Source organism: Delftia sp. RIT313, from assembly GCF_000632165.1.
Lineage (GTDB): Bacteria > Pseudomonadota > Gammaproteobacteria > Burkholderiales > Burkholderiaceae_C > Comamonas > Comamonas acidovorans.
The window spans coordinates 301,303-314,185 of the sequence record NZ_JFYT01000035.1; the positions used below are offsets into that span (position 1 = coordinate 301,303).

Genomic DNA, 12,883 nt, shown 5'->3' on the forward strand with positions numbered 1-12,883 from the left:
CCGGCCTGTCGCCAGGCACAGGGATCTCAGGCGATCTTGACGCTCAAGGGGCTCAGGCCATCGATGCGGCCTTCCAGCAGGTCACCGCGCACCACGGCGGCCACGCCTTCGGGCGTGCCCGTCATGATCAGGTCGCCGGGCTGCAGTTCCCAGGCGGCCGACAGGTGCTCGATGGTCTCGGCAATGTTCCAGATCAGCTTGCCGATGTCGCTGCGCTGGCGGTCGGCGCCATTGACCTGCAGCGAGATCGTGGCCTTGGCGATGTCGCCGGCCTCGGCTGCCGGGGTGATGGGACCGATGGGCGCGGCATGTTCGAAGGCCTTGCCGATGCACCAGGGGCGGCCCTGCTTCTTCATGTCGTTCTGCAGGTCGCGGCGCGTCATGTCCAGGCCCACGGCGTAGCCCCAGATGTAGTCCAGCGCGTCGGCGGCCAGGATGTTCTTGCCCGCCTTGCCGATGGCCACGACGAGCTCGATCTCGTGGTGCAGGTTGGAGGTCAGCGTGGGGTAGGGCATGGTGCCCGTGGTGCCGGCCTCGACGGGCACGATGGCGTCGGCAGGCTTGAGGAAGAAGAAGGGCGGCTCGCGGCCGGTGAAGCCCATCTCCTTGGCGTGCTCTTCGTAGTTGCGGCCCACGCAGTAGATGCGGTGCACGGGAAAACGCTCGGGGCGGCCCAGGACGGGTACGCTGGCCACGGCGGGCGGGTTGAAAACGTAGCTCATGTCGGTGTTCCTCTGGCGCCTTGTCTCGTGGGCGCCGTCGCAAGTGTGCCATGCCTGTGGCCCCGCAGCGGGGCAACGCGATGGCCGGATGAGCCGGAACAGACCCCGGGTCGCACGGTATGCTTTGCGGTCTATGAAGCTCCACACCTACTTCCGCTCGTCGGCCTCCTACCGCGTGCGCATTGCGCTGCAGATCAAGGGCCTGGACTATGAATCCGTACCCGTGCACCTGCTGCGCGGCGACCACAGGGCGCCGGCCTATGCCCAGCATGTCGGCGATGCGCTGGTGCCGGCGCTGGAAACCGAGGACGGCCACTGGCTGACCCAGTCCATGGCCATCATCGAATATCTCGATGAGACCCATGCCGAAATACCGCTGCTGCCGCGCGACGCCCTGGGCCGTGCCCATGTGCGCGCGCTGGCCCAGATGGTGGCCTGCGAGATCCATCCGCTCAACAACCTGCGCGTGCTCAAGTACCTGGTGCGCAACCTGGGTGTCTCCGACGAGGCCAAGAGCGGCTGGTACGTGCATTGGGTGCGCTCCGGCCTGGAAGCCTTCGAACGCCAGCTGGACCTGCTGGCCGCCGAGCGCGAGGCCGCAGGCCTGGCGCCTTCGCTGTTTTGCTGGGGCGACACGCCCACGCTGGCCGACTGCTGCCTGGTGCCGCAGGTCTTCAACGGCCGCCGCTTCAACGTGAGCCTGGACGGCCTGCCACGCCTGGCGGCCATCGTCGATCGCTGCGAGGCGCTGCCGGCCTTCCAGAAGGCCCATCCCTCGGCCTGCCCCGACGCGGAATGAGCGCAGCCCGGCCTGACTCCATCCCCGGCAACCTCCCCGGCACCATCCCCGCATCCTGGCTGGTGCCCGAGTGGCCCGCGCCGCCCGGCGTGCACGCGCTGTGCACTTCGCGCGAAGGCGGCGTCAGCACGGCGCCCTGGGGCAGCCTGAACCTGGGCGACCATGTGGGCGATGACCCGCAGGCCGTGCGCACCAACCGCCAGCGGCTGCAGGAGATCGTGCGTGACCATACGCCGGGCGCCTGCGCGGTGTTCCTGCAGCAGGTGCATGGCGTGGATGTCGTGGCCCTGGATGCAGGCAGCGCGCAGGGCCAGGCCTTCGATGCCTGCGTGACCAGCGCCTCGGGCGTGGTCTGCACCATCATGGTGGCCGACTGCCTGCCCGTGCTGCTGGCCCATCGCAGCGGTGCCGTGGTGGGCGCGGCCCATGCGGGCTGGCGCGGGCTGGCGGGCGGGGTGCTGGAGACGCTGTTCGAGCGCTTTGCAGGCCAGATCCAGACACCGCCCGGGCAAGCGGCGCAGCAGACCCTGGCCTGGCTCGGACCCTGCATCGGTCAGCGCTCCTTCGAAGTGGGCGCCGAGGTGCGCGCGGCCTTCATCGCGCATGACGCGGCGGCCGGGGCGCATTTCACCGCCGTGCCGCAAGACGGCGGGGGCGCACCCAAGTACCTGGCCAACCTGGCCGGGCTTGCGCGCCAGCGCCTGGCGGCGCTGGGCATCACCGCCATCTACGGCAATGACGGCGGCGACGCATGGTGCACGGTGCTCAACGGCTCACGGTTCTTTTCGCACCGGCGCGACGCTGCCCGCCTGGGCAGCAGCGGGCGGTTCGCCGCCTGCATCTGGAAGGACTGAGCGCGCCTGCGTGCCGGGGCCGCTCTGCGAGGCCTGCTGCTGCGCCAGCCAGGCCTCGCGCTCGGCCAATTCGCGTGCATGGCGTTTTCGCTTGCGCGCGGGCGTGCCCATGATGTAGATCACGATGGACAGCGGCAGCAGTCCATAGAGTGCGAACGTGATCACGGCGCCGAGTATGCTGCCCGTGGGGCTTGCGGCCTCGGCCACTGCCATCATCAGAGTGACATACAGCCAGGCGATAACAACGAGATACATGGTCGAACCAAAAAAACGAGCGAGGCACGGGTTTTCGTGGAGGTCTGTGCCGGGCAAGGCGGGGCTCGCCTGGGTCACAATCAAAACGGATGCCCCGCAAGCCCCAGGCTATTGCATGGCATCCACGAACAAGGATGCAGCATGAATTTTGACCCACTCGCTGGCCTGTCAGGCCAATCCGTCCAGCAATTCTGGAACGAGCAATGGAGCCGCACGCTGCAGACACTGCAGCAGCTGGGGCAACCAGGCCTTCCGGGAACCCAGGGCATGCCAGGCATGCCGGACATGGCCCAGGCCTGGAAAGCGGCCGTCCCCGAACCCGGCGCCCTGCCCGAGAACGCGCTGTCGCTGGATCCCGAAAAGCTGCTGGAGCTGCAGCGCCAGTACCTGGATGGTGCCAAGGCCATGGCCGAACAGGGCGGCGCCCAGGCGCTGCTGGCCAAGGACAAGCGCTTCAACACCGAATCGTGGGCCGGCAATCCGCTGACGGCGGCCACGGCTGCGACCTATCTGCTCAACAGTCGCATGCTCATGGGCCTGGCCGATGCCGTGCAGGCCGATGACAAGACGCGCAACCGCGTGCGCTTCGCCGTCGAGCAATGGCTGGCGGCCATGGCGCCCAGCAACTTCCTGGCACTCAATGCCGAGGCCCAGAAGAAAGCCATCGAAACCCAGGGCGAGAGCCTGGCCCAGGGCGTGGCCAACCTGCTGGCCGACATGCGCCAGGGCCATGTATCCATGACCGACGAGAGCCTGTTCACCGTGGGCAAGAACGTCGCCACCACCGAAGGCGCCGTGGTGTTCGAGAACGAGCTGTTCCAGCTCATCGAATACAAGCCGCTGACGGACAAGGTGCACGAGCGGCCCTTCCTCATGGTGCCGCCCTGCATCAACAAGTTCTACATCCTGGACCTGCAGCCCGACAACTCGCTGATCCGCTACGCCGTCAGCCAGGGCCATCGCACCTTCGTGATGAGCTGGCGCAACCCCGACGAAAGCCTGGCGCGCAAGACCTGGGACAACTACATCGAGGACGGCGTGCTCACCGGCATCCGCGTGGCGCGCGAGATCGCAGGAGCCGAGCAGATCAATGTGCTGGGCTTTTGCGTGGGCGGCACCATGCTGTCCACCGCGCTGGCGGTGCTGCAGGCGCGCCATGACCGCGAGCATGGCGCAACTGCCGCTCCGGCGGCCAAGGCGCCTGCGGCCAAGCGCGCGGCTGGCAGCCGCAGCGCCGCCCGTACATCCACAGCCCGCGCCACGGCGCCAGCTGGCGTGCCGTTTCCCGTGGCCAGCGTCACGCTGCTGACTACCTTCATCGACTTCAGCGACACCGGCATCCTCGATGTCTTCATCGACGAATCCGTGGTGCGCTTCCGTGAGATGCAGATGGGCGAGGGCGGCCTCATGAAGGGCCAGGACCTGGCGTCCACCTTCAGCTTTCTGCGGCCCAACGACCTGGTCTGGAACTACGTGGTGGGCAACTATCTCAAGGGCGAGACGCCCCCGCCGTTCGACCTGCTGTACTGGAACAGCGACTCCACCAACCTGCCCGGTCCCTACTACGCCTGGTACCTGCGCAACCTCTACCTGGAAAACAAGCTGGCCCAGCCCGGCGCGCTGACCGTCTGCGGCGAGCGCATCGACATGCACCAGCTGCGCCTGCCAGCCTATATCTATGGCTCGCGCGAGGACCACATCGTGCCCGTGGGCGGCTCCTATGCGTCCACCCAGGTGCTGGGCGGCGACAAGCGTTTTGTGATGGGCGCGTCGGGCCACATCGCGGGCGTGATCAATCCGCCAGCCAAGAAAAAGCGCAGCTACTGGCTGCGCGAGGACGGCCAGTTGCCGCCCACGCTCAAGGAATGGCAGGCCGGCGCCGACGAGTACCCGGGCAGCTGGTGGGCCGACTGGAGCCCCTGGCTGGCCGAGCACGGCGGCAAGCTGGTCGCAGCGCCCAAGCAGTACGGCAAAGGCAGGGAATACACGGCCATCGAGCCGGCCCCGGGCCGCTACGTACTGGTCAAGGCCTGAGGCACAATCGTTTCGATGCTGCAGTGCAATAACGCTGCGGCTTGAATGCAGGGTGCCGCTGCCGCGACTGCGGCAATGTGCGCCCGGGCATCCCTTCAAGAGTCCAAAGAAAGGTCCGTCATCATGGAAGACATCGTCATCGTTTCCGCTGTCCGTACTGCCGTTGGCAAGTTTGGCGGCACCCTTGCCAAGATCCCCGCCACCGAACTGGGCTCCATCGTGATCCGCGAGGCACTGAACCGCGCCAAGGTCGGCACCGACCAGGTCGGTGAAGTCATCATGGGCCAGGTGCTGGCCGCTGGCGCAGGCCAGAACCCCGCACGCCAGGCCATGATGAAGGCCGGCGTTGCCAAGGAAACCCCGGCCCTCACCATCAACGCCGTCTGCGGCTCGGGCCTGAAGGCCGTGATGCTGGCAGCCCAGGCCGTGGCCACGGGCGACAGCGAGATCGTCGTGGCCGGTGGCCAGGAGAACATGAGCCTGTCGCCCCACGTGCTGCCCGGCTCGCGCGACGGCCAGCGCATGGGCGACTGGAAGATGGCCGACACCATGATCGTGGACGGCCTGTGGGACGTCTACAACCAGTACCACATGGGCATCACGGCCGAGAACGTGGCCAAGGAAAAGAGCGTCAGCCGCGAGCAGCAGGATGCCTTGGCCCTGGCCAGCCAGCAAAAGGCCACGGCCGCACAGGACGCAGGCAAGTTCGTGGACGAAATCGTTCCCGTCAGCATTCCCCAGCGCAAGGGCGATCCCGTGGTGTTCGCGGCCGATGAGTACATCAACCGCAAGACCAATGCCGACGCCCTGGCAGGCCTGCGCCCGGCCTTCGACAAGGCCGGCTCGGTGACGGCCGGCAACGCCTCGGGCCTGAACGATGGCGCGGCCGCCGTGGTGGTGATGAGCGCCTCCAAGGCCAAGGCCCTGGGCCTGACGCCGCTGGCGCGCATCGTCTCCTACGCCACCAGCGGCCTGGACCCCGCCACCATGGGCCTGGGCCCGGTGTTCGCCTCGCGCAAGGCGCTGGAGCGTGCAGGCTGGACCGCGCAGGACGTGGACCTGTTCGAGCTGAACGAAGCCTTCGCGGCCCAGGCCTGTGCGGTGAACCAGGAGCTGGGCATCGACCCGGCCAAGGTCAACGTCAACGGCGGCGCCATTGCCATCGGCCACCCCATCGGCGCATCGGGCGCCCGCATCCTGGTGACCCTGCTGCACGAGATGCAGCGCAGCGGCGCCAAGAAGGGCCTGGCCGGCCTGTGCATCGGCGGCGGCATGGGCGTGGCCATGGCGGTGGAGCGCGTCTGAAGGGCTCCGGGAAAACGTTAGCAAGCTTTCAGGGTAGATCCTAGGCCTGCCTAGGGCCTGCCCGAAGAGAGGCGCAGCGCACGCGCTGCATACTAGCCATACGGGGGTGCTGGACCCAGAGGTTCAGGCACCCTTGGTGATAACCGGAGTCAATGCCCCGGTTGTCGTGGATAGATTGATCTGAAGCAACCATTGATTGACAGGAGAGAAGAATGGCTCAAAAAGTAGCGTATGTCACAGGGGGAATGGGAGGCATCGGAACGGCTATCTGCCAGCGTCTGCACAAGGAAGGCTTCAAGGTCATCGCAGGTTGCGGTCCGTCGCGCGACTTTCAGAAGTGGCTGGACGAGCAAAAGGCGCTGGGATACAACTTCCATGCATCGGTCGGCAATGTGGGCGACTGGGCTTCCACCGTCGAGGCCTTCAGCAAGACCAAGGCCGAGCACGGCAGCATCGATGTGCTGGTCAACAATGCCGGCATCACGCGTGACCGCATGTTCATCAAGATGACGCCGGAGGACTGGCAGGCCGTCATCGAGACCAACCTCAACTCCATGTTCAACGTGACCAAGCAGGTCGTGGGCGACATGGTGGAAAAGGGCTGGGGCCGCATCATCAACATCAGCTCGGTCAATGGCGCCAAGGGCCAGGCCGGGCAGACCAATTACTCGGCCGCCAAGGCGGGCATGCACGGCTTCACCATGGCGCTGGCGCAGGAGATGGCCACCAAGGGCGTGACCGTGAACACCGTGAGCCCCGGCTACATCGGCACCGACATGGTCAAGGCCATCCGTCCCGACGTGCTGGAGAAGATCGTGGGCACCATCCCCGTCAAGCGCCTGGGCGAGCCCAGCGAGATCGCATCGATCATCGCCTGGCTGGCTTCGGAGGAAGGCGGCTATTCCACGGGCGCCGATTTTTCGGTCAACGGTGGCCTGCACATGCATTGAACCTGCAAGGGTTCGCGCTGCAAAGGAGCCTCCGGGCTCCTTTTTTGTTGGGTAGCACCGCTGCCAATGTCCCAGAAATGACAAAACCCGCTGAAGCGGGTTCTGTGGAAGAGGGGGTCTGCACGGAAGGCCGTCAGACCGGTGGTGTCAGAGACTGGGGCACCGTGTGCGCCAGCCAGCGCCTCAGCGCTTGCGATCGCGTTCGTCTTCGGGCCAGATGGACATGATGGCAGTCGTTTGCATGGAAACTTTCTCCTGTATTGCTCTCTTAACGCGGGCCAGATTCAGCTGGTTGACAGGTTTTTAAAAAATTTTCGAAGGAAGTCGAAACTTTTTTGTGACCCGGTTTTCAGGCGTTGCGGGGGCCGCGCTTGCGGTCACGGTCATCCCATGGCCAGACAGCTTGGGCCAGCGCAGCGGCTGCAAAGCGGGTCTGCAGGGCGGTGTGGGAAAAGATGTCGGTCATGTGCAATCACTCCTTTGTTGCGTGTTCAACGCGGGCAAGTGGCTGCAGGTTGACTCAGGGATTGCCCCAGGAAGCAAGCAATTGCAAGCCTGGAGGTGGTGATCTGTCAGTTTGAAGACAGATTTTTGGCGCGTTGAGAAAAAATCCGTTTCCTGACAGAGGCTTACGGGCGTGGCGGGCCAATGCCGATGCTGTTACGCCTCGTTGCCCGCAATGCGTGGGCACAGGTCAACCCGGGGCGGAAACGTCCCTCAGGCAAAAATCAGGGTCACGGCAGGCGCGTCGTCCACGATGTAGCCGCGGTACATGCCGGCGCTGTTGAAGGGGCAGTGCACGCGTCCCTGGCTGTCGACGGCCACCACGCCGCCCTGGCCACCGATGTGTGTCAGCGTGCCCCGCACTGCGGCGTCGGCTGCGAGTTCCAGGCTTTGCCCCAGGTAGCGCATGCGCGCATGGATGTCGTGCGCGATGGCTGCGCGCAGGAAATGCTCTCCGGTTCCGGTGGCCGCCACGGCGCAGGTGGTGCTGTCGGCGTAGAAACCTGCGCCCACCACGGGCGTGTCGCCCACGCGCCCGGGGCGCTTGTTGGTCAGCCCGCCGGTGGATGCCGCCGCGGCCAGGTTGCCATGCACATCGCGCGCCACGGCGCCGACCGTGCCCATCTTGCCGTTCTCGTTCAGCGGAGCAGGGTGCGCCGCCAGTCCGCTGGCGTCGTGGTCCAGCAGCGCGGTCTGGCCGGATTGCGCCTGCACCCGGCGCAGCTGTGCCAGGCGCTCGGCAGAGTCGAAGTAGCGTGCATCCATCCGCGCCAGCCCGCGTTCATCGGCAAACCGCTGCGCCCCTTCGCCGACCAGGAGCACGCACTGGCCGTCGTCAAGAACATGCCGTGCCAGCGCAATCGGATTGCGCACCTGGCTGACGGAAGCGACTGCGCCGGCCCGCAGGTTGCTGCCGTCCATCAGGCCGGCGTCCATCTCGTGGCGCGCATCGCGCGTGTAGACGGAGCCGCGCCCGGCATTGAACAGCGGGCAGTCTTCCAGGGACTGGCACGCGGCCTGGACGGCGTCCAGCGCGCTGGCGCCGCGCCGCAGCAGGGCGGCGCCCGCCTCCAGCGCCTGGGCCAGCGCGGCGTGGTAGGGGGCCTCGTCGGCCTGGCCCTGGATGACGGTGCCTGCGCCGCCGTGCACGGCAATGGAAAATTTGCGGGAGTTCTGGGACATGTTCATTGGAGCGCGTAGCGCGATTCCAGGAAGCGGCCATAGCGGGCGATGCCCAGGCCGATGAGCAGGTAGACGGCACAGACCACCATGTACATCTCCACGAAGTACGCAATCCAGTGGGGGTCGCTCATGGCCATCTTCAGGGAGCCGGTGATGTCGTAGATGTTCACGATCGCCACCAGGGAGGTGTCCTTCACCGCGCCGATGAAGTTGCTCACCGTGGGCGCGATGGTCACGCGCAGCGCCTGCGGCAGGACCACGTGGCGCAACACCTGCACCCTGGTGAAGCCCATGGCCTGGGCCGCCATGACCTGGCCCTGAGGCACGGCCTGCAGCCCGCCGCGAAACACCTCGGCAAGATAGGCGGCGCTGAAGGCCGCCAGGCAGACGGCGATGCGGACCATGGGGTCCACCCGCCACTGCGCGGGCACCAGCATGGGCAGCACGAAGGCCCCGAAGAACAGCAGCGTGATCAGGGGCACGCCGCGCACGGCCTCGATGAAGCCTGTGCACAGGATGCGGATCAAGGGCAGGCTGGAGCGCCGGCCCAGCGCCAGCAGAATGCCCAGCGGAACGCCTGCCAGGCAGGCGATCACGGCAAGGAACAGGGTCAGCGGCAGGCCGCCCCACAGATCGCTGGGCACGGGTGCCAGGCCAGCCACACCGCCCGCCATCAGCACGCCAAAGCCGGTCAACCCGGCCAGCAACATTGCCATGCCGGCGCGGCCGAAGAAGCGCGGCAGTGCCGCCACCCCCACGCTGCCCAGCAGCAGCAGGCTGGCGGTGACGGGGCGCCACTGTTCGGCCATGGGGTAGCGCCCCAGGAACACCAGACGGTACTTGTCGCGCACCACGCCCCAGCAGGCGCCGGCCGCAGCGCGGCATGTGTCGGGGTTGGCTGCGGTTTCGGCGTCGAGCAGGCCCCAGGCCAGCAGCTTCCAGCCCGCCCACAGCGCGGCCAGCAGCAGCGTGGCGGTGATGAGCCCGGAGAGCGCATCCGGAAACAGGCTGGCGCGCAGGCGCTGCGCCAGCGGAACCCGGGGCGGGGCCACCGGCAGGGCCGGTGCGCGGAGTACGGCACTCATGGGCAGGTCTTTCCCGGCTAGCGTGTGATGAAGGCACTGCGCTGGTTGAAGGCATTCAATGCCAGCGAGGTCAGCAGGTTGATGGCCAGGTAGACCACCGCGATGATGGTCACGCACTCGATGGCCTGGCCGGTCTGGCTCATGGCGGTGTTGGCGACCATCACCACGTCGGGGTAGCCGATGGCCACGGCCAGCGAGGAGTTCTTGATGGTGCTGAGCGCCAGGTTGGTATAGGGGGGAATGATCACCCGCAGGGCCTGCGGCAGCACGACCAGGCGCAACTGCTGGCCGCGGCGCATGCCCAGGGCCGAGGCGGCATTCCATTGCCCGCGCGGCACGGCCTGCAGACCGGCGCGCACGATTTCCGCGCAATAGGCGGCGGCATACAGGCCGAGGGCTCCTACCAGGGCCAGGAATTCCGGCGTCAGCGCCAGTCCTCCGTCGATGCCGAACATGCCCGGCTGCGGCGAGCTCCAGTGCCAGCCCGCCGCGCTGTCGTACACCGGGCCGGGCAGGGCCAGCCCCGCCTTGCTCAGAAAGCCCAGGGGGCCGATGGCCAGAGGGTGGTCCACATCGGGCAGCAGCGAAGTCAGCGCGAAATACCACAGCAGCACCTGCACCAGCAACGGGATGTTGCGCGCCACATCGACATAGAGGCGCACGGCGCCGCGCAGCAGCGGATGCCTTGCCACGGCGGCCACGCCCAGCAGCAGGCCCAGCACGGTGGCCAGCACGAGCGCGGGCACGGCGGCGCGAACCGTGTTGGCCACGCCGGCTGCGACCGCACGCAGGTAGCTGTCGCCGGGCTCGTAGGGCAGCAGCCCTTCGGAGATGGAAAAGCCGGCCGTCTGCTCCAGAAAGCCGAAGCCCCCGGCAATGCCGCGCGCGGCCATGTTGCGGCTGGCGTTGTGCGCCAGCCAGCCCAGCAGCAATATCAGCAGCCAGCCGATGGCGAGCTGCAAGGCCAGCCGGCCCCAGCGTGGCCGGGTGGGGGCCGGTGGCTGCCGTGCCCCGGCGTCGATGGCATTCACGGCTTTCACAGCATTCACGGCGTTCATGGCAGGGTGCCCTCGGCGCGTCAGTTCATCGGCGGCGACATCATCAGGCCGCCCTTGGTGAACAGCGCGTTCTTGCCGCGCGGCACGTTCAGGCCCGACCTGGCGCCCAGGTTGCGCTCATAGCTCTCGCCATAGTTGCCCACGGCCTTGACAATGCGCAGCGCCCATTCCTTGTCCAGCCCCAGCTGCTTGCCCAGGTCGTCGCTCTGGCCCAGGAAACGCTTGACCTGGATGCTGTCGGAGCGGGTCTTGAGCTCGTCGGCATTGGCCTGGGTGATGCCCAGTTCCTCGGCCTCGATCATTGCGTTGAGTATCCAGCGCACGACGGCGAACCATTCGTCGTCACCGCGGCGCACGGCCGGGCCGGCCGGCTCCTTGGAGATGACTTCGGGCAGGATCACGTAGTCGTCGGGGTTGGCCAGCTCCTTGCCGCGCAGCACGGCCAGGGCGCCGAGGTCGCCTGTATAGGCCTGGCAGCGTCCGCTGCTGAAGGCCTGCAGGGCGGCTTCGGGGTTGTCGAACACCACCGCCTTGTAGTTGAGCTTGTGGGCGCGAAAGTACTCCGAAAGGGTCTTTTCCGTGGTGGATCCGCTGATCACGCAGATGGTGGCGCCCGAGAGCTGCTTGACGCTGTTCAGGCCGGGCTTCTTCCTGGCCATGAAGCCCTGGCCGTCGTGGAAATTGACGCCCGCCCACATCAGGCCCAGGCCGTTGTCGCGTGTGAAGGTCCAGGTGGTGTTGCGTGCCAGCAGATCGATCTCGCCGGACTGCAGCGCCGTGATGCGTGTCTGGCCGCTGGTGGGAATGAACTTGACCTTGCCGGCGTCGCCCAGGGTGGCGGCAGCCACGGCACGGCACAGATCCACGTCCAGCCCGGACCAGTTGCCGCTGCCGTCGGCGAGCGCAAAGCCTGCGCGCCCCGTGTGCACGCCGCAGGCCACGGCGCCGCGCTGCTTGATGCCGTCCAGCGTCTTGCCAGCGTGGGCCGGCGCGGCAGCGAGTGTGAAGAGGGCGGCCATCGATGTAAGCGCAAGGCGCAGACGGGCAGGGGCGTTCATGGTGAATCCTTTCCAGCGGGATGGGGGGCCTGGGGTTGCGGCTTGCCTGCCGCCGGCGAAGCGGTATCGGCGTCCGGAGTCAGGTAGGGAAGCACCGACTCGGACAGTTCGACCAGGCTGCGCACGGCCTGGGGCGTGGCGCGGATGACCTGGGTGGCCAGTGCCTCGACCATGGCCATGGCCGCCATTGGCGATGAAGGCAGCAGGGGATGCGAGGCGGGCGCCAGCAGCGTGTAGTCGGCCTCGCGGGCCAGCGGACTCGTGGACTCGTCGGTGATGGCGATGGTCAGGGCGCCCCGCTGGCGTGCGTGCCCCGTCAGCGCGACGGCTTCGCGCGAGTAGCGCGGCAGGGAAATGGCGATCAGCACGTCCTGCTCCGTCAGCCCTGTCATGCGGCGTACCGCCTGTTCCGATCCGCCTGCGGAGGTCACTTCCACCACCTGCTGCAGATAGGGTTGCAGCACGTCGGCTCCAAAGGCCGCCACATGGTGGGAGCTGCCGAACCCCATGAAGAGCACACGGCGTGCGCGGCAGATGCGCTGGGCCAGTTGGTCGAGCAGGCCGGGGTCGCAGGCCTGCGCAGCCGCCTGCAGGTTGCGCTGCGTGTGCCCGAAAACCTGCTCGCCCATGGTGCCCACGGCGCCTGCCGTGGCGGCTTCGGGTCCATGCGCCGCGCGCAGCTTGTTCACGGGCTCCAGGGCCTGCTGCAGCTGGCGGCCCAGGTGCAGGCGCAAATCGGCAAAGCCTTCGTAGCCGGCATGCTTGGCGAAGCGATTGACGGCGGCCAGGGAGCCGCCGCAGGCATTGGCCACTTCCTCGGCGCTCAACGTGACGGCCAGCACCGGATGCGCGGCCATCCAGCGGCCGACCCGGGCGACGGCGGGCGAGCCATCGACGCTGGCGCGCAGCAGTTCCTGTACGGCGGGGTGGGGGTGGAGTTCCATGAATGAATGAAAGTGAATGGTCTCTTTCATTCATTATTTTTTAAGAATGAAATCTTTCATTCAGGAGAAACCCTGAACCGAACGATCCATGCGTTCCGCTGGCTGCGGGGGCGTGAGGGGAGTGGGGGGGAGG

At 67.1% G+C, this 12,883-nt stretch carries 12 protein-coding genes; 5 read left to right on the forward strand and 7 right to left on the reverse strand.

The genetic code is table 11. From position 1 onward, the window contains the following. Nucleotides 1-26: 26 nt before the first annotated feature. The gene (locus tag BW39_RS08800) at nt 27-722 is read right to left on the reverse strand and encodes a fumarylacetoacetate hydrolase family protein (RefSeq protein ID WP_034393172.1); all 696 of its coding nucleotides are present in this window, start codon (nt 720-722) and stop codon (nt 27-29) included. A gap of 133 nt (nt 723-855) precedes the next feature. Between BW39_RS08800 and maiA the strand changes: the two genes are divergently transcribed. Both maiA and pgeF read left to right on the forward strand, forming a co-directional pair. After that, the gene (gene maiA / locus BW39_RS08805) at nt 856-1,521 is read left to right on the forward strand and encodes a maleylacetoacetate isomerase (protein WP_043821125.1); all 666 of its coding nucleotides are present in this window, start codon (nt 856-858) and stop codon (nt 1,519-1,521) included. After that, a complete protein-coding gene (gene pgeF / locus BW39_RS08810) occupies nt 1,518-2,375 on the forward strand; it encodes a peptidoglycan editing factor PgeF (RefSeq protein ID WP_052155298.1) in 858 nt (285 codons plus the stop codon). The genes maiA and pgeF overlap by 4 nt, the downstream gene beginning before the upstream one ends. Here the strand turns inward: pgeF and BW39_RS08815 are convergent. Further along, nucleotides 2,295-2,630, reverse strand: a complete 336-nt coding sequence (locus BW39_RS08815; RefSeq protein WP_013802557.1) for a hypothetical protein — start codon at nt 2,628-2,630, stop codon at nt 2,295-2,297. The genes pgeF and BW39_RS08815 overlap by 81 nt on opposite strands. 141 nt (nt 2,631-2,771) lie before the next feature. On the opposite strand from BW39_RS08815, the gene BW39_RS08820 reads away from it, so the two are divergent. The 3 genes from BW39_RS08820 to phbB all read left to right on the forward strand — a co-directional run bounded on the left by BW39_RS08820 (nt 2,772) and on the right by phbB (nt 6,919). Next, the gene (locus BW39_RS08820; protein WP_043821126.1) at nt 2,772-4,664 is read left to right on the forward strand and encodes a PHA/PHB synthase family protein; all 1,893 of its coding nucleotides are present in this window, start codon (nt 2,772-2,774) and stop codon (nt 4,662-4,664) included. Between the two features lie 123 nt (nt 4,665-4,787). Beyond that, a complete protein-coding gene (locus tag BW39_RS08825) occupies nt 4,788-5,969 on the forward strand; it encodes an acetyl-CoA C-acetyltransferase (protein ID WP_013802555.1) in 1,182 nt (393 codons plus the stop codon). Nucleotides 5,970-6,181: 212 nt separating this feature from the next. After that, nucleotides 6,182-6,919 carry an acetoacetyl-CoA reductase gene (phbB, locus tag BW39_RS08830; RefSeq protein ID WP_012205436.1) on the forward strand — a complete coding sequence of 246 codons (738 nt, stop codon included), beginning with the start codon at nt 6,182-6,184 and terminating at the stop codon, nt 6,917-6,919. Between the two features lie 717 nt (nt 6,920-7,636). Here phbB and BW39_RS08835 read toward each other — a convergent pair. From BW39_RS08835 to BW39_RS08855, 5 genes are read right to left on the reverse strand one after another with little or no spacing between them, the layout of a single operon-like run. Further along, complete coding sequence (locus BW39_RS08835; RefSeq protein WP_043821128.1) at nt 7,637-8,611, reverse strand: isoaspartyl peptidase/L-asparaginase family protein; 975 nt, start codon at nt 8,609-8,611, stop codon at nt 7,637-7,639. Beyond that, on the reverse strand, nt 8,608-9,690 hold the full coding sequence (locus BW39_RS08840) for an amino acid ABC transporter permease (RefSeq protein ID WP_043821130.1): 1,083 nt from the start codon (nt 9,688-9,690) through the stop codon (nt 8,608-8,610). The genes BW39_RS08835 and BW39_RS08840 overlap by 4 nt, the downstream gene beginning before the upstream one ends. Nucleotides 9,691-9,707: 17 nt before the next feature. After that, on the reverse strand, nt 9,708-10,748 hold the full coding sequence (locus BW39_RS08845) for an amino acid ABC transporter permease (RefSeq protein ID WP_043821132.1): 1,041 nt from the start codon (nt 10,746-10,748) through the stop codon (nt 9,708-9,710). A 20-nt stretch (nt 10,749-10,768) separates the two neighbouring features. After that, nucleotides 10,769-11,806 carry an amino acid ABC transporter substrate-binding protein gene (locus BW39_RS08850; protein WP_043821134.1) on the reverse strand — a complete coding sequence of 346 codons (1,038 nt, stop codon included), beginning with the start codon at nt 11,804-11,806 and terminating at the stop codon, nt 10,769-10,771. Beyond that, nucleotides 11,803-12,750, reverse strand: a complete 948-nt coding sequence (locus BW39_RS08855) for a MurR/RpiR family transcriptional regulator (protein ID WP_235264177.1) — start codon at nt 12,748-12,750, stop codon at nt 11,803-11,805. The genes BW39_RS08850 and BW39_RS08855 overlap by 4 nt, the downstream gene beginning before the upstream one ends. Nucleotides 12,751-12,883 lie beyond the last annotated feature (133 nt).